General features: G+C 69.5%; 16 protein-coding genes. 9 read left to right on the top strand and 7 right to left on the bottom strand.

All coding sequences use genetic code 11. The annotated features are described in order from the left end of the window. Positions 1–48: 48 nt before the first annotated feature. The gene (locus tag D451_RS26325) at positions 49–579 is read right to left on the bottom strand and encodes a winged helix-turn-helix domain-containing protein (protein ID WP_017533944.1); all 531 of its coding nucleotides are present in this window, start codon (positions 577–579) and stop codon (positions 49–51) included. A 235-nt stretch (positions 580–814) separates the two neighbouring features. On the opposite strand from D451_RS26325, the gene D451_RS0107415 reads away from it, so the two are divergent. The 5 genes from D451_RS0107415 to D451_RS0107395 all read left to right on the top strand — a co-directional run bounded on the left by D451_RS0107415 (position 815) and on the right by D451_RS0107395 (position 5,801). Further along, a complete protein-coding gene (locus D451_RS0107415; protein WP_017533943.1) occupies positions 815–1,675 on the top strand; it encodes a MetQ/NlpA family ABC transporter substrate-binding protein in 861 nt (286 codons plus the stop codon). A gap of 225 nt (positions 1,676–1,900) precedes the next feature. After that, the gene (locus tag D451_RS0107410) at positions 1,901–2,953 is read left to right on the top strand and encodes an ABC transporter substrate-binding protein (RefSeq protein ID WP_020379943.1); all 1,053 of its coding nucleotides are present in this window, start codon (positions 1,901–1,903) and stop codon (positions 2,951–2,953) included. 146 nt (positions 2,954–3,099) lie between these two features. Next, the gene (locus tag D451_RS0107405) at positions 3,100–4,158 is read left to right on the top strand and encodes an ABC transporter substrate-binding protein (protein WP_193789599.1); all 1,059 of its coding nucleotides are present in this window, start codon (positions 3,100–3,102) and stop codon (positions 4,156–4,158) included. 7 nt (positions 4,159–4,165) lie between these two features. Then, entirely contained in the window at positions 4,166–4,936 is a 771-nt protein-coding gene (locus tag D451_RS0107400) for an ABC transporter ATP-binding protein (RefSeq protein ID WP_014913368.1), read from the top strand. Next, positions 4,929–5,801, top strand: coding sequence for an ABC transporter permease (locus D451_RS0107395; protein ID WP_014909126.1), 873 nt, complete (start codon positions 4,929–4,931; stop codon positions 5,799–5,801). The genes D451_RS0107400 and D451_RS0107395 overlap by 8 nt, the downstream gene beginning before the upstream one ends. 146 nt (positions 5,802–5,947) lie before the next feature. Here the strand turns inward: D451_RS0107395 and D451_RS0107390 are convergent, their stop codons facing one another. Both D451_RS0107390 and D451_RS0107385 read right to left on the bottom strand, forming a co-directional pair. Further along, a complete protein-coding gene (locus tag D451_RS0107390; RefSeq protein WP_014909325.1) occupies positions 5,948–7,108 on the bottom strand; it encodes an iron-containing alcohol dehydrogenase in 1,161 nt (386 codons plus the stop codon). Positions 7,109–7,332: 224 nt separating this feature from the next. Further along, positions 7,333–7,929, bottom strand: coding sequence for a Dps family protein (locus tag D451_RS0107385; RefSeq protein WP_014908543.1), 597 nt, complete (start codon positions 7,927–7,929; stop codon positions 7,333–7,335). Positions 7,930–8,338: 409 nt separating this feature from the next. On the opposite strand from D451_RS0107385, the gene D451_RS0107380 reads away from it, so the two are divergent. Further along, on the top strand, positions 8,339–9,163 hold the full coding sequence (locus tag D451_RS0107380; protein WP_014910795.1) for an aldo/keto reductase: 825 nt from the start codon (positions 8,339–8,341) through the stop codon (positions 9,161–9,163). 25 nt (positions 9,164–9,188) lie between these two features. Here the strand turns inward: D451_RS0107380 and D451_RS26320 are convergent, their stop codons facing one another. After that, positions 9,189–9,344: a hypothetical protein gene (locus D451_RS26320; protein ID WP_187294478.1), complete on the bottom strand. Its 156-nt coding sequence runs from the start codon at positions 9,342–9,344 to the stop codon at positions 9,189–9,191. A gap of 80 nt (positions 9,345–9,424) precedes the next feature. Between D451_RS26320 and D451_RS0107370 the strand changes: the two genes are divergently transcribed. Next, entirely contained in the window at positions 9,425–9,931 is a 507-nt protein-coding gene (locus D451_RS0107370; protein ID WP_017533940.1) for a RidA family protein, read from the top strand. Here D451_RS0107370 and D451_RS0107365 read toward each other — a convergent pair. Next, positions 9,897–10,904, bottom strand: a complete 1,008-nt coding sequence (locus D451_RS0107365) for a DMT family transporter (RefSeq protein ID WP_017533939.1) — start codon at positions 10,902–10,904, stop codon at positions 9,897–9,899. The genes D451_RS0107370 and D451_RS0107365 overlap by 35 nt on opposite strands. Before the next feature lie 68 nt (positions 10,905–10,972). On the opposite strand from D451_RS0107365, the gene D451_RS0107360 reads away from it, so the two are divergent. Then, positions 10,973–11,560, top strand: coding sequence for a TetR/AcrR family transcriptional regulator (locus D451_RS0107360; RefSeq protein ID WP_017533938.1), 588 nt, complete (start codon positions 10,973–10,975; stop codon positions 11,558–11,560). A gap of 9 nt (positions 11,561–11,569) precedes the next feature. Here D451_RS0107360 and D451_RS0107355 read toward each other — a convergent pair whose 3' ends face one another. Beyond that, positions 11,570–12,499, bottom strand: a complete 930-nt coding sequence (locus D451_RS0107355; protein ID WP_014909998.1) for a sulfotransferase family protein — start codon at positions 12,497–12,499, stop codon at positions 11,570–11,572. A gap of 124 nt (positions 12,500–12,623) precedes the next feature. Between D451_RS0107355 and D451_RS0107350 the strand changes: the two genes are divergently transcribed. Continuing rightward, the gene (locus D451_RS0107350; protein WP_014912037.1) at positions 12,624–13,421 is read left to right on the top strand and encodes an SIR2 family NAD-dependent protein deacylase; all 798 of its coding nucleotides are present in this window, start codon (positions 12,624–12,626) and stop codon (positions 13,419–13,421) included. A 14-nt stretch (positions 13,422–13,435) separates the two neighbouring features. On the opposite strand, the gene D451_RS0107345 is transcribed toward D451_RS0107350, so the two are convergent. After that, a complete protein-coding gene (locus tag D451_RS0107345; RefSeq protein WP_017533937.1) occupies positions 13,436–16,684 on the bottom strand; it encodes an NACHT domain-containing protein in 3,249 nt (1,082 codons plus the stop codon). Positions 16,685–16,789: the final 105 nt, after the last annotated feature.

Raw genomic sequence — 16,789 nt, 5'->3', positions numbered from 1 at the left:
GACGAGAAGGGGCCGGCCGCCACGGGCGCTCGTGGCGGCCGGCCCCGGTCAGTTCTCTCGGGGCGGGTTCGGTGGTTGCGGCCCGCGGTAGATGTAGCCCACCTTCCGGACCGTGACGATGTGCTCTCCGGCGGCCCCGAGTTTGCGCCGCAGTCGGTGGATGTGCACGTCGATGGTGCGCGAATGGAGATCACGGCCCGAGCCCCAGATCCGCTCCAGGAGTTCGGCGCGGGTGACCGCCCGTCCGGGGGAGGCGGTCAGGCGGTCCAGGAGCTCGTACTCCTGGTAGGTCAGTTCGACCTCGGCGCCCCGGGCCCAGACCCTCCGGGCGCCCCGGTCCAGGAACAGGGGGCAGGCCTCCACCTCGGGCGGGACCGGGCGGTCGCGGGGGTGGGGTTCGTCCACGATGACCCCGTAGACCAGCATGTAGCGCCCGCTCTCGGGGAGGGGCAGGACGCCGAGGAGGGAGTGCTCCGACTCGTGAGGGCCGTCACCGGAGGCGGGGGCGACGGTCAGAGGTGCTCGCGGTGCGGCGGGACGACGGTCGGCTCCGGGGGAGGCGGTGTGTGCGCTGAGCATGGTCCCATGATGCGCCGGATTGTATGTAATATCTACCGGATTAGTTGGTAATCTGTTCTCTGTGGGGAACGCCACGCTCAAGACGGTCGAAAGGGAAATTTCCTACCAATAAGGTCGGCTAGTCTCTGAGCAGCGCTTCAGCGTTCCCCGCGGCACGCGGGTGCGTCGCGGCCGGCCACCGTCGGCCTCGGGCGCCGTCCGCGATCCTCCGTCCCACGATCACCAAGGAGTGCCCATGCGCACGACCTCCACCCTCATCGGTGCGGCCGCCCTCGTCTTCGCCGTCGCCGCCTGCGGTGCCCCCAGTGAGCAGGCCTCCGAGGCCTCCGAGGACGGTCAGGGTCCGCTTCGCGTCGGCGTCAGCCCGGTCCCGCACGGCGACATCCTCGCCTTCATCGACGAGAACCTCGCCGAGGAGGCCGGCCTGGAGCTGGACATCGTGGAGATCGCCGACTACAACACGCCCAACGCCCAGTTGGTCGACGGCGACCTCGACGCCAACTACTTCCAGCACCGCTCGTTCCTGAACGAGTGGGTCGAGAACGGCCCCGACGCCGACCTCGAGTACCTCACCGACGTGCACATCGAGCGTCTGGGTCTGTACTCCGAGCAGGTCGACGACGTCGCCGAACTGCCCGACGGCGCCGAGATCGCGGTCCCCAACGACCCCGCCAACCTGAACCGCGCGCTGGGCATCCTGGAGGCCGAGGGTCTGATCACCGTCGACCCCGACGCCGGTGAGACCGCCACCGAGAAGGACATCACCGACAACCCGCGCGACCTGGAGATCCGACCCCTGGAGGCGGCCCAGATCCCGCGTTCGATCGCCGACACCGACGCCGCGATCGTCAACGGCAACTACGCCATCGAGGCGGGGCTGACCGACGAGGCCGAGGTCCTGGCCTGGGAGCCCGAGGGCGACGACTACGTCGAGAAGTACGCCAACGGCCTCGTGGTCCTGGCGGAGAACAGCGACGACGAGCGCATCCGGATCCTGGCCGACCTGCTCCACGACGAGCGGGTCCTGGACTACATCCAGGAGACCTGGCAGGGAGTCGTCCTGGCCGTCGACGCCGATGGCGAGCCCATCGAGTGATCCTCGGGCGTCGTGGTCCCGTCCACGACGTCCTTCGAAAGGGGCGGCGGGGTCCTCGACCCCGCCGCCCCTTCGCGTGCCCGGGCCAGGTGGTCCGGGCCTTCGTGTTTTCGGAGGGGGCATGGGAGTGGCGCAGGTCACGGTGGGTGGGTTCATCCGATCTTCCACAAAACCTACTCATTAAGTAGAGTTTTCCTGTCAGGCTCCGACCTTCGAAGGACCCCCATGCGTATGCGTACCCCTGTGCTCTCGTCCGTCGCCGCCGCGGCGGCCATCGGTCTGCTCGCCTCCGGATGCGGAGGGGCCGACGACGGCGGAGGGGTGGGCGGGGTCGACACCCTCACCCTCGGCTACTTCCCGAACATCACCCACGCGCCGGCCCTGGTCGGGGTGGAGGAGGGCTATCTCGCGGACGCCCTCGGCGACGTGGAGCTGTCCACCCAGACCTTCAACGCCGGTCCGGACGCCATCAACGCGCTCTTCTCCGGGGAGATCGACGCGACCTTCATCGGCCCCAACCCGGCCGTCAACGGCTGGTCCCAATCGGGGGGCACGGCCCTGCGGGTCATCGCCGGCTCCACCTCGGGCGGGGCCGGTCTGGTCGTGCGCGAGGGGATCGACGGGATCGAGGACCTGCCGGGCGCCACCCTGTCCACGCCCCAGCTCGGCAACACCCAGGACGTGGCGTTGCGCTGGTTCGCCGAGGAGCAGGGGTGGGAGGTCGACACCGAGGGCGGCGGCGATCTGTCGATCGTCCCCCAGGGCAACGCCGAGATCGTCGACGCCTTCGTCCTCGGTGAGATCGATGGGGCCTGGGTCCCCGAACCGCACCTGAGCCGTCTGGTCGACGAGGCCGGCGGAAAGGTCCTCGTGGACGAGGCCGACCTGTGGCCCGAGACCGACGGTGCCTTCGTGACCACCCACCTGATCGTCAACGCGGACTTCCTGGAGGACAACCCGGAGATCGTGGAGGATCTGCTGCGCGGTCACATCGAGACGGTCGACCGCGTCAACGAGGACCCTGAGGAGGCTCAGAGGGCGACCATCGCCCACCTGGGGGCGCTCACCGGTAGCGAGCCCGACCCCGAGGTGGTCGCCTCGGCCTTCGACAACGTCACCTTCACCGTCGACCCGATCGCCGCCTCCCTGCGGGGCGGGGCCGAGCACGCCGAGGCGGTCGGCCTGCTCGACCCGGTCGACCTGGAGGGGATCTACGCGCTCGACCCGCTCAACGGTCTCCTCTCCGAGGCCGGTCGGGACGAGGTCGAGGGGTTCTAGGGGGCGGGGGTCCGGTCGGGCGGGGTGTATCCCCCCTTATCGGACCTTTTCAGTGGGGAATTGTCGTGGCGGTGCTTCCACAAAACCTACTTCTTAAGTAGAGTTTTCCCGTCCCACCACAGACACCCCCGATAAGGACCCCTGACATGCGTGTCTCCCCACCCCCGCCGAGAACCCTCGTGGCCGCCGCCCTGGCTCTGAGCCTGGCCGCCACCGGCTGCGCGGGAGAGGGGAACGGGGTGGACGCCGACGGCTCCTCCCTCACCCTCGGCTACTTCCCGAACATCACCCACGCGCCGGCGCTGATCGGTGTCGAGGACGGCCTCTACGAAGAGGCCCTCGGAGACGTCGACTTCGATACCAGGACCTTCCACAACGGTCCCGACGCGGTCAACGCGCTCTTCTCCGGGGAGATCGACGCGGCCTTCCTCGGTCCCAACCCGGCCGTCAACGGCTGGTCCCAGTCCGGAGGGGAGGCCCTGCACATCATCGCCGGTGCCGCCGCCCAGGGGAGCGGACTCGTGGTCCGGGACGACATCGAGACCATCGACGATCTGCCCGGCCACACCTTCTCCACCCCGATGCTCGGAGGCACCCAGGACGTGGCGTTGCGCTGGTTCGCCCGGGAACAGGGGTGGGAGGTCGACACCGCCGGTGGGGGCGACCTGTCGATCATCCCCCAGGACAACCCCGACACCGTCGACGCCTTCGAACTCGGCGAGATCGACGGGGCCTGGATCCCCGAACCGCACCTGAGCCGGATCCTCGCCCAGGACGACGCCCACCTGCTCATCGACGAGCCCGACCTGTGGGAGGAGACGGACGGCATGTACGTCACCACCCTCCTCGTGGTCAACGCCGACTACCTGGAGAACAACCCCGAGACCGTGGCGGACCTGCTGCGCGGCCATGTCGAATCCGTCGACCGCATCGACGACGCTCCGGAGGGGGCGGCCGAGACCACCCGTCTCCACCTGGAGGACCTCACCGGCGGCACGCTCGACCCCGAGATCACCGCCACGGCCTTCGACAACGTCGCGTTCACCGTCGACCCCATCGTCCCCTCACTGCTCACCCAGGCCGAGCAGGCGGAGGCGATCGGTCTTCTGGACCCCGTCGACCTCACCGGAATCTACGCACTCGACCCGCTCAACGACGTCCTGGCCGAGGCCGGACGCGAGCCGGTCGTCGGGTTGGAAGGGTAAGGGCACCATGAGCACCATCACCGAGAGCCCCACCGGCACCAACGCCGTGCGGATCGACGACATCACCAAGGTGTTCGGACGCGGCGCGGGTGCCGTCACCGCCATCGACGGCATGTCCATCGAGATCCGCACCGGCGAGTTCCTCGCCATCCTGGGCGCCTCCGGATGCGGCAAGAGCACCCTCCTCTCGCTCGTGGCCGGGCTGGAACAGCCCACCGGCGGCAGCGTGGAGGTCGGCGACCACCGGGTCGCCATGATGTTCCAGGAGGCCGCGCTCTTCCCCTGGCTCACCGTGGGGGCCAACATCGAGGTCCCCATGAAGGTCAACAAGGTGCCCAGGGCCGAACGCGCGCGTCGTGTGGCCGAACTCCTGGACCTGGTGCGCCTGACCGGTTTCGAACGCAAGCGCCCCCACGAGCTCTCCGGCGGCATGCGTCAGCGGGTCGCCCTGGCCCGGGCCTTGGCCCAGGACGCCGACGTCCTGCTCATGGACGAGCCCTTCGGCGCCCTGGACGCCATGACCCGCGACATCCTCCACGACGAGCTGGAGCGGATCTGGCGGGAGCGGTCGCTGACCGTCATGTTCGTCACCCACAACGTGCGCGAGGCGGTGCGTCTGGGCGACCGGGTGGTCCTGCTGTCCAGTCGACCCGGCCGGGTCATCGCCGAGTTCGAGGTGGAGGGCGAGCGTCCGCGCCGTATCGACTCGGTCCAGATCGCCGAGCAGGCCGCCACCATCACCGACCGACTCCGCGAGGAGGTCTCCCGTCATGCCTGAGACGTCGACGAAGGACAGCGCCGTCCAAGGCCTGGACGCCCTCGAACTCCAGCCCCGGCGCGGTACCGCCGAGCGCGGCCCGGCCGAGGTGGCGCGGGGGATCTGGGCGGCCACCTGGCCCAAGCTCGCGGCCGTGGCCCTGGTGCTCCTGGCCTGGCAGGCCGTGGTGTGGAGCGGCTGGCGCTCCGAATGGGTCTTCCCCGGGCCGGACCGGGTCCTGCCCACGCTCTTCCACGAGATCACCACCCCCGAGTTCTGGGAGGCCGTGCGGGTCACCATGCGGCGGGCCTTCATCGGCTTCGCCCTGGCCCTGGCGGTGGGCGTGGTCATCGGGTTGGCGGTCTCGCAGTTCAAACCGCTGCGGGTGGCCATCGGGTCGTTGATCACCGGCCTACAGACCATGCCGTCGATCGTGTGGTTCCCGTTCGCGATGCTGCTGTACGGCATCAGCGAGTCGGCCATCATGTTCGTGATCGTCCTGGGCGCGGCCCCCTCGATCGCGGGCGGTCTGACCTCGGGGATCGACTACGTCTCCCCGTCGCTGTTGCGGGCCGGCCAGGTGATGGGGCTGCGCGGAGTGCAGCGCTACCGCCTGCTGATCATCCCGGCGGCGCTGCCGATGTTCGTCACCGGACTCAAACAGGGCTGGGCGTTCGCCTGGCGTTCCCTGATGGCCGGTGAGCTGCTGGTCATCATCAATCAGCAGAACTCGATCGGTTGGGCGTTGAGCCAGGCGCGCCAGCTCAACGACGCCGAGCGGCTTCTCAGCTACATCATCATCGTGTTGGCGATCGGCATCGTGATCGACGTGTTCTTCAACTGGGCCGACCGCTCCCTGCGCCGCAGGTGGGGCATCACCCGCTAGAAGAGGGGTGACGGGGTCGTGGCGCAGGGGCCCACGACCCCGTTCCCCTGTCCGGCCGAGGCCGTCGCTGCCGGTGGGCCGCCCCTGAGGACACGAGGCCCTCCACCGACACGGACGCGTCGGTGGAGGGCCTCGCGGTGTCCGACCTAGCCGTAGACGACCTGGTACAGACGCACGATCTCCTCGGCGGTGGGCACCCGGGGGTTGTTCCCCGGAGAGCCCGAGGCCAAGGCCTGTTCCGCCATCGTCGGGGCCGCCTCCCACCATTCGTCGGCGTCGATCCCGTACCCGTACGGGGTGGGCACGTCCAACTCCTCGTTGAGCAGTCGCAGTTCCCACACCAGGGCCCTGGTGGCCTCGCCGACACCACTGTCGTGAGCCGCCATCCCCATCGCCCGGGCGCAGTCGGCGTAGCGCTCGGGGGCGGAGGGCACCGAGAACTCGGTGACCGCCGGCAGGAGCATGGCGTTGGACAGCCCGTGCGCCACCTTGAACCGGGCGCCGATCGGCCTGCTCATCCCGTGGACCAGGGCGACGCTGGAGTTGGAGAAGGCCAACCCCGCCTGGGTGGCGCCGGCCATGACGGCCTCCCTGGCCACCCGGTCGTCCGGGTCGGCGTAGGCCGATCGCAGGTGGGCGAAGAGGAGGCGCATCGCCTCGCGGGCCAGGCCGTCCGAGATCGGGTTGGCCCGCCTGCTCACGTACGCCTCGATCGCGTGGGTGAGGGCGTCGATCCCCGTATCGGCGGTCAACCTGGGCGGCATGCCCAGGGTGAGTTCGAAGTCCACCAACGCCGCGCGCGGGAGCAGGGCGGCGCCCGCGCACAGCATCTTCTCGTCCGTCTCCGTGTCGATGATGATGCTGTAGCGGGTCGACTCCGACCCGCTACCGGCCGTGGTCGGAACCGCCACCACCGGTAGAGCCGGGGTGTCGGTGACCACGGGGGCCTTGTAGTCGCGCATCCGGCCTCCGTGCGCTCCCACCAGGGCGATGGCCTTGGCGGTGTCGATGGGGCTGCCTCCGCCCACACCCACCAGACAGTCGAAGTCGCCCTCCCGCAATACGCGCACCCCGTGCTCCACCACCTCCGTGGTGGGGTCGGGCACGGTCTCGGAGAAGACTCCGGGGGAGAGCCCCGAATCGCGTAGCTCTCGCAGGATGCCGTGGAAGAAGGGCTGCTCGGCGACGAAGGGGTCGGTCACGACGAGGGGGCGGGACAGGTCGAAGGACTTCAGGACCTCGGCCAGTTCGGCCGAGGCCCCGGCACCCACGCGCATCACGCGGGGCAGAGCGATGGAAGCGGTCACGTCGATACCTCCGGGGGTCGGGAGTTCGGTACCGGTCCCCGTCCGGGACGTTCGGAGGGGCGGCCGCCGGGACCGGGGACCTCGAACGGCACGCTCGGTGATCGTCTACGTACCCCCTCGTCGGCCCTGACACCTCCGGATCCTGTCCGGTTCCGGACCGTGATGGAGGTGGACGGCCGAGGGGCCGGCCGCCCCACGGCGACCGGCCCCTCGACGGGTTCGATTCAGCTGCGCACCAGCGGCGTGTCCACCAGGTGCTCGGCCACGAACCAGGCCTCCAGCTCGTTGGTCCGGATCACGTCCGAGACCAGGACGTCGTTGGTGCCGTCGTCGCCCATCTCCTGGACGCGGGCCGCGGCGTCGTGGCTGTCCTCCAGGATGGTCTCGTGCGCCTCCAGCAGACGGGAGAGCATGGCCGGGACCTCCTCGACACCGTTGGGCGGCCTCGGGATGGCGGTGATCTCCGCGACGTGTCTGGGGTCGCCCACCGCGACACCGCCCAGCGTCTGGACGCGTTCGGCGATCGTGTCGATGAGGGCGAGCTGCTCGTCGGCGTGCTTGTCCATGAGCAGATGCAGCTGGTAGAAGGTCTGGCCGCGCATCAGCCAGTGGTGCTTCTTGTAGAGGTCGTGCAGGATACGGGTGTCGCACAGCACCTGGTTGAGCCGCTGACACGAGTACATCCGCGCGTCGTAGGACAGACCGATCGGGAACTGGCGTACCGTCCCGAACTGCTGGATCTCCTCACCCCTCTGGTGGAGCCACGGCTGGCTGCTGCGGGGCTTCGGAGTCTGCTTCGCGCGCTGATCGGCGGTCGTCACGGCTGGATTCCCCCTCTGAAATCGGCGTGGAGCGGGCGCCAAGGTGCTCCGCCTGTCAGTCTCGAACACCGACCGTTGTCGCAAGAGAAAACCCACCCCATACCGGGGCAAGGCTTTGCCCTGGAGGCGGAACGCGGGGCGAGGGCCGCACTCGAAGGAAGGGTGTTCGCCCAGAGCGAACAGAGGTGCGTGAGGGGTGGGGGAGAGCCCTTCCCGCCGGAGCGCGGGGAGGCCGAGGGCGATGGTCGATGAGGGTCAACAGGGTGAAAAGCCCGCACAACAGCGGCGCAGCCTCAAGTCCGGACCCGCTCCGACATGGCAGTATGCGCACAGCGGTCACCAAGGCCGCACCAGGGGGAAGACGAGACGAAAGCGACGGGCCGGTCGGGTCCGGCGGGGGAAGAGGACGATGACGGTTCCCGACATCACACTGAACAACGGGCTCCGGATGCCGCAACTGGGCTTCGGCGTGTGGAAGGTGCCCGAGGAGTCCGTGACCGAGGTCGTCCTGGAGGCGTTCGCCGCCGGCTACCGCAGCATCGACACCGCGGCCGCCTACGGCAACGAGAAGGGGGTGGGCGAGGCCCTGCGCCGTTCGGGGCTGGAACGCGGCGACATGTTCGTCACCACCAAGCTCGCCAACCCCGATCAGGGTTACGACTCGACCCTGCGCGCCTTCGACGCCTCACTGGAACGGCTCGGTCTGGAGGTCATCGACCTCTACCTCGTGCACTGGCCGCTGCCCCGGCGCGATCTGTACGTCTCCACCTGGAAGGCGCTGGAACGCCTGTACGCCGAAGGACGCGCACGCGCCATCGGTGTCTGCAACTTCCAGCCCACGCATCTGGAGCGGGTCATGGAGGAGGGCGGGATCGCCCCCATGGTCAACCAGATCGAGATGCATCCCCGACTCGCGCAGAAGGACATGCGCGAGTTCGACGCCGCGCACAACATCGTGACCGAGGCGTGGAGCCCCTTGGGGCAGGGGCGACTCCTGGACGAGGACGTGATCGTCGAGATCGCCGAGGAGCACGAGAAGACCCCGGCACAGGTCATACTGCGCTGGCACATGCAGCTCGGCAACGTGGCCATCCCCAAGTCGGTGACCCCGGAGCGCATCCGGACCAACTTCGAGATCTTCGACTTCGAGCTCTCGGACGAGGAGATGGGCCGGATCGACGGACTCGACGAGGGGCACCGCTTCGGGCCCGATCCCGACACCTTCGACGAGTGAGCCGGGACGGCACGGAGGCCAGAGGCTAGCGGAGCTCGCGGAACCTGCGGGCGCCGGTGAGCATGGCCTCGGTGCCGTTGCGGCGGGTACGGGCGACGTACACCGCGCCGCCGATGAAGATCGAGAGGAAGATCCCGACCACGACGGTCAGGGCCAGGACGGACAGCACGAAAGAGAACATGCGCTCATCGTAGCCGCACACCTGATGATCCCCCTCCAGGGGCACCGAGGTGAGCGCCCATCGACAGGGAAGGGCCGCTGATGGACCGCACTCCGCATGAGATCGTCAATCCGCTCAGTCTCTCCGACCCCATCGGTTACTCGCACGCGCTCGTGGTCACCCCCGGGCGCACGGTGTACATAGGAGGCCAGACCTCGCGCCGTATGGACGGTGTGCTCACCGGTGACTCCTTGGTCCAACAGTTCGACCAGGCACTGGCCAACATGGTGGAGGCGCTGCGGGCGGCCAAGGCCGAACCGACGCACGTGGTGAGCATGCGCGTGTACACGACCTCCATCGGCGTCTACCGGATCAACCTCAACACCCTGGGGTCGATCTACCGGCGCCATATGGGCCGCTACTACCCGCCGATGTCGGTCGTGGGGGTCACCGAACTGCTGACCTCGGGCGCCCAGGTCGAGCTGGAATGCCTCGCCGTCGTCCCGGACGTCTACATCGAAGAGGCGCCGGAGGAGGCGTCACGAGAGTCGGTGGAGGAGGTCGAGGCCACCTTCACCGGAGAGGTCTCCGATCGGGATCGGGACTGAGAGGCTCCGCCGAGGTTCCTTCGTCACGCGGCCGCCGGGACTCCCCGGCGGCCGCGTCGCGTGTGCGACCGGGGTGACCCGAGCGGACCAGCCACACCGCGGCCAGGCACACGCCCGACCCCGCCAGGGTGCCCGCGCTCACCGGATCGCCGAACATCAGCCAGGTCCACAGCATCGTGGTGGGAGGGGTGAGATAGAGCAGCGCCGACACGCGGGCGACGCCGCTGCGCGCCAGGTTGATCCAGTACAGCCCGTAGCCGCCCAGGGTCGACAGCACCACCACCCAGGCCACCGCGCCCCAGAAGCCCGGATCCGCCGGAGGGGCGAGGGTGCCGGTGACCGTCGCCAGGCCGACGAACAGCACCGCGCTCACCGAGCACTGCACCGCCAAGGCCTCGATCAGACCACCGCCGGGCCGGGTCCGCCGTTCCGTCAGGGTGGCGGCGACCAGGGAGAGCATCGCCCCCAGCGGCAACAGGTACGCCCACCAGGGGGCCGCGCCCGCGCCGACCAGGTCGGACCCCACCACCAGGGCCACCCCGCCCAGGCCCACGACCAGCCCCACGGCCTGACGTCGTCGGACCGCTTCGCCCAAGAGGGGCACGGCCAGGGCGGTGGCCACCATCGGTTGCAGGGCCGCGACCAGGGCACTGGTCCCGGCGGAGACCCCGTGCTCGGCGGCGGCCACCACGCCGTACAGGTAGCCGGCCTGGGCGAGTAGCCCCACCGTCCCGTGCAGGGCCAGGTCACGGCGGTCCATTCGAACACCCCGCCACAGGCACCAGGCGACGAGGAGCGCGGCCACGACGAGGAAGCGCCAGGCCAGCAGCGTGGTCGTGGGGGCGTGCCGGGTTCCGAGCTCGGCGCCGACGAAACCCGAGCTCCACATCACCACCAATCCCACGGCCAGAAGAGGGGCGAGCGGGTCGCGGAGGCGGCGCGGAACGCGGCGCGCGGTGTCGATGGGTTCCATGCCGCCGAGGTAAACACACCGGTCGGTATACTCACAATGTAGTCGTCCGTTCCAACGAGGGAGTCGATATGCGCACCACCGAACGGAACCCGCTCACCCCCGCCGCCCGCAGGGTCCTGGCGGTGGCTTCGGAGCTCTTCTACACCCGGGGCATCAACACGGTCGGTATGGAACTGGTGGCCGAGGAGGCCGGGGTCACCAAGAAGACCATCTACGACCGCTTCGGCTCCAAACAGCGTCTCGTGGTGGCCTACCTGCGCGGCCGCGACGAACGCTGGAACGATTTCCTCACCTCACGGGTGGAGGCGCACGAGGACCCCGTGGCCCGGATCCTCGCCACCTTCGACGCGTTGGGGGAGTGGATGGACCGGGAGAACGAACGCGGCTGCGCCATGGTCAACGCCTACGCCGAACTCTCCGACCCCGAGCACCCCGGCCGGACCGTGGCCGAGGAACAGAAGGTCCGTCTCCGCGAGCTGTACCGGGAGCTGGCGGCGGAGACCGGGGCCACCGACCCCGGGGCCCTGGGCGACACCCTCGCCATGCTCCACGAGGGGGCCGTGGTCGGTCGCAACGTCACCGGGATCGCCGACGCCGCGGCCACCGCTCGGAACGCGGCCGGAGCCCTGCTCCGCGCGCACGGCGTGGACGCCTAGGTTCCCGACCTACCGGTACCCCAGGCGGGAGAGTTCGTTACGGGCCACCTCGTGCACGTCGCCGTGGTCGCTCCGGGACAGCCGCTCCCGCCAGGAGCCCACACCCCAGGCCCGTTCGGTCAGCAGCTCGCTGGCCGAGACCCGGGCCCCGGTGAACCTGCGCAGCTCGCCGGCGGCCTTCACCTCTCCGCCGTGCACGTCCTCGTACCGCAGGGTCAGCAGCTGCTCGGGGCCCAGCTCCCGACGCAACCGCGCCGACATGCGCACCGCGCCCCGCCAGCGCATCGCGCACTTGGTCGCGGTCGAGCCGTCCGTGAAGCGCTCCAGGTCGGCCTCCTCGTCCAGGCCGAAGAAGTGGTTGGGGAACTCGTGCTCCAGCTTCATGAAGCTGGGCTTGAGCCAGGCCAGCGATCGCTCGTCCTCCATCATGTCCGCGACGACGTCCCGGCCGTCCCGGATGACCTGGACGAACAGGGCGTCGGGGAAGGCCGCGTGCAGCGCGCTCGCGGAGTAGAGGAGGTCGGGGCTGGCGTCGCCGTAGCGGACCGCCTCGGCGCTGTGCTCGCACGGCTCGGCGGAGGCGTTGGCCGGGATCCGGGCCCCCGGGCCCGGACACCTCGGACAGGTCAGGGGGGTCAGATGCCAGGTCTCGGCGTAGGCCTCGCGGAACAGACTCGCCGTTCCGGCGACCTTCTCCGAGGCCAGTGAGGGGCGCCTGGCCACGGCGTAGACGGTGTTGAGCACCCCCGGGGAACCCGCGCCCAGATGGAAACCTGGCGCGCGGGACAGGGCGCGGGCGATCACCGGGACCCCGGAGTGGGGAGCGCCCAGAACGAAGACGGGGCGCTGCACCTTGGTCCCGTTGACCACGAGGATGTAGGACGGCTGCTGCTTCATGATTCCGTCGATTTTCGCACCCTTCGCACCACTCGCGTGCATTGGCCGGTCGTTGTGGTGCCATGCCCCACACGTTCCCCGAGGTTACGGGTATCCGGGAGCATCCGGTTCGCAGCTCGCGGGCGGGCCGTGAGAAGCGGTCCCGACGTCGCTGTAACAATGAGGTATGGCCTCGAAGACCGACGACACCGTGCCCTTCACCGACCCCGAGGGGTTCGAGCACGCCGCCGAACTGTTGGCGTCCGCGCGGCGCATCACCGTCCTGACCGGCGCGGGCGTGTCCACCGACTCCGGTATCCCCGACTACCGAGGGCCCCAGGGGCTGTGGACCACCGACCCGGGCGCGCAGGCGATGTCGGACATCGACAGTTACATGGGCGACATCGACGTCCGTCGCGAGGTCTGGCTGGCCCGCCGCGCCCACCGGGTCTGGGAGGCCGAACCCAACGCCGCCCACCGCGCCCTGGCCGAACTGGCCGGCTCGGGCCGCCTGCACGCCCTCATCACCCAGAACATCGACGGTCTGCACCAGCGGGCCGGGGTCCCCGAGGACGAGGTCATCGAGGTCCACGGCACCATGCTGCGGGTCATGTGCATGTCGTGCGGGCTGCGCACCCCCAGCGCCGTCGTGCTCGACCGACTCGACGACGAGTCCGACCCCCGCTGCGTGTCCTGCGGGGGCATTCAGAAGTCGGACACCATCTCCTTCGGCCAGCGCCTGGACCCCGAGGTCATCGAACGCGCAGCCCGGGCCGCCCGCGAGTGCGACGTCTTCGTCGCCATCGGCACCTCCCTGACCGTCCACCCCGTGGCCGGGCTGTGCGACGTCGCCATGATGGCGCGGGCCCCGCTGGTCATCGTCAACGCCGAGCCCACGCCCTACGACGACTACGCCGGGGCGGTCCTGCACGACCCCATCGGCGAGGTCGTGCCCGCCCTGGTCGCCCGGATCCTCGACCGCTGACCCGGGCGGACCCCTCAGGGACCGGCCGACCCGAACGGCGATTCCGGAAGAGACGGGTAGCGGAACGGCACGGAGGGGTCGGAGTCCGGAGGAGAGAGCTCGGGGTCGTCGGAGTCCTCGCCGAGGAAGGCGAGGATCTCGTGACGCAGCCGGGCGAAGGACTCGGCGATCTCGGGTGAGGGGAACGAGGTCCTCGACAAGGTGCGCACCGTCCGTTGCGTCAGGGAGGCCAGCTCGCTCCTGTACCTCATGTCCGCGTGGGAGGGCCAGGACCGCAGATCCTCGTAGGCCTGCCGTAGAACGGTGAGGGTGGCGTTGTCCGCCACGCGCCGTTTCTCGACACTCGGGTCCAGTACGACCTGTTCCCGAACCTTTTCCCTGAGCAGGCGCCGATAACAGGAGAGCCGTTCGTCGACCTGCTGCACCGTGAGGGTGTCGAGGGGCTCCAACCGGAGTCTGAGGATGTCGTGGGCCAGGATCCAGGACCTCTCCCCGTCCTCGTCCCGGTCCACGTACCAGGTGCCCAGATCGTCGGAGACGTGCCTCAGGTACGGGGAGAGGATCAGGGCCAGCCGGGAGGCGGTGCCGTTGGCGCGCAGCGCGGTCGACCGCAACAGCCGCGCCGCCACCGTGCCGGTGGGGATCTCGACCTCGTAGGGGTTCTCGATCCCGGGGGCGGCGTCGACGTCGCCGCGGAGCTCGAAGCCGGTGCACTCGCCCAGGTTGACCGGCCCGCCCCGCTCCCGGTCGAGCACCGTCACGGGGTTCTCGTTCTCCCAGAAGCCCAGATGGCGTACGCGCGCCGTGTCCAGGATGCCGAACCATTGCGAGGTGGGCAGCGAACGCCAGAGCGACACGGTCCTCCGCCAGGCGTGCCAGGGGTCGGTGGATTCGGGATAGAGCTCCCGGAACGGGATCGGTTCCTCCGCGAGCAGGATCGCCAGGGTGAGCAGATTGGCCGTGTAGCAGGCCTCCCTCGTGGACAGGGACAGCCGTTGGGGTTCGTAGTCGAGGAAGGATCGGTTGGGCGCGGGGAAAGGTGCCTCACGGAAGAGGTCCAAGAGCAGCTCGCGCAGGTCGTGGCCGAGTTCGGGGTCCTCGGACACACGAAGCTCCAGCCGCTCCTCCAGGAAGGAGACCACCTTGTCCCGCCCCGCGAAGGCGGCGAAGGAGGACAGGGCGTAGAGCTCGCCGTCGTCCAGCGGGGCGGACCTGCCCCGGCGGCGTGAGGCGTGCCGACGGTCCTCGGCCAGCTCCTCCAGAGCGGTGATGACCATGCGCGCCACCAGGTACTCGCCGAAGGTGGCGTGCAGGAACTCGAAGGCGCTGCTCGTCCCGTCCGCGGTGCGGGCACGGTCTTCGTGCACGAAGAAGAAGCGGCCCAGCACCCGGTGGGCGGGGGCGATCTCCCCGTGCAGGTCGGTGTGGTCGGGACGTTCGACCGCCTCGGGCATCAGTACGGCCAGGTCGCGGTCCAGTTCCTCGGCGTGCACGCTCTGCCGGCCCCGGGCGAACATCGCCATCGAGACGACCTCCAGCCGGCGCAGCTCGTCCTCCACGGCCTGCTCACGGGCCCGACCGCCGAGCCGTGAGTGGTGCTTGGTCACCTCGCGGGAGGCGAACATCCGCAGCAGGCGTTCGTACAGCTCCCCGTGCGAGAGGTGTTCCGAGGCCCGGCGCAACGCGTTGTCGTGGGCGTCGTAGATCAACAGCATCAGCAGGAGCAGCGGCTGTTCGGCCAGATCGCGGTAGCGCAGCACCGTATCGGCTTCGAGGGGGAGCAGACCGCGTTCGGTGAAGGCCGCCTCGTTGGTCCGGTTCCACAGGTCGAGCATCCGCTCGATCTGGACCTCGTCGAAGGGCTCCAACCGGATCACCTGGGTGCCGAGGGGGAACCGGGTCCGGTCGGCCACCAGGGTGCGGCTGGTGACGATGACGACCACCGGCCGGCCGAGGGCCTCCTGACGCTGCTGGAACTCCTGCACCCGCTCCAGGTAGTCGGAGCGGTCCACCCCGGAGGCCTGGAGGAGCTCGTCGAACCCGTCCAGGATGATCACCGGCAGCGCCCCCTCGGTGTCGTCGGCCAGCTCCCGCCAGGAGACGGAGGTGTGCAGATCGGCGCGCAGCCCCTCCTCGATCTGGATGTGCAGCGGCGCGTTGGGGCCGACCGAGCGCAACTCCACCCGGATCGGCAGGAAGTCCTCCGACGGGAGCTGCGCGGCGAGCATCTCGGTGAACTTGGACTTGCCCGCCCCCGGGTGTCCCAGGATGACCAGGGGAACCTCGGTGGAACGAGGATGGGTGATGAGAGCGGCCACCAGGGACTGGAGGTCGCCTTGGACCGGTCGATGTCGCCACTGGTCATCGTGGGTGAAAGAGCTTTTCCCCGTGGCCGTGGCGAGCCGCCCCTGGGGCGGAATATAGGCCTCCCGGAGCGAGGGGAGACGTAACCCGTGCGGTATCTCGGCCGATCTCAGGACGGGACGATCGAGGACGGCTCGGTAGGAGACGGAGAGTTCCCGACGTCGACGGGGGACTGCACGCCCCGAACCGACCCGGGCCAGTTGTGCGTGCAGATCGGACAGGCCGGTACCGATCTCCCGGCGGGTCCGTGCGTGCTCGTCCCTGGACAGCCACATCCCGAACTCGGGGATCTCGGCGCCCAACCGGAGCAGGTTCTCCTCGAAACGGGGGGACACCAGACGCTTCAGCGATCTGCGCAGGTCGTCCATCAGCGCATGTTCCGCGGTGATTCCATGACGTTCGGCGACTTCGAGACCGCAGACGAAGGCGACGAAGGCCTCCGGGAAACCGGTTTGCAGGAAAGGCCAGGGGATACTCGTCCGCCGGTTCGGACACGTATCGGCGAACAACGGGACAGAGCCGTAGGCCGAGATCAGGCGTTGGTCCAGCAGTGTGTACTGCTCCTCGGCGGTGATCTTCAGGTCGTCCAGGCCGAAGGGCATCCCGACTTCCTCGAAGGCCTCCGCCGCGGCCTCGAAGAAGGAGATGATCACCAGGACCTGGTAGGCCGCTTCGATCTTCTCGGTGCGGGAGAGCCGACTCTCCCCCTTGAGCTTGCCGCGCATCCCCTCCAACGCCTTGCGGCCCTTGCCGACCAGGGCACCGCGGAGCCCGAACAGGTCGGGCACGCCCACCAGGCCCAGGCCTCCGTCGGCGACCTTCTCGGCCAGGTCCAGGACCTCGGAGTCGTTCTCTCCGAGGATGCGCAGCGCGTCTTCGTAACGGAGTGGCTTGGCCATGACGGGGCCTTTCCGGGTTCGGGGGGTGGAACGCGGCGGACCCGGTACCGGGGGAGGTACCGAGTCCGTGGGCTGGTCGGGGTTCGAGGGTGGGGCCGAGGAAGG

This window comes from Nocardiopsis alba DSM 43377, assembly GCF_000341225.1.
Lineage (GTDB): Bacteria > Actinomycetota > Actinomycetes > Streptosporangiales > Streptosporangiaceae > Nocardiopsis > Nocardiopsis alba.
The sequence above is the reverse complement of the archived record's forward strand: the minus strand, read 5'-3'. Positions and strand labels throughout refer to the sequence as shown.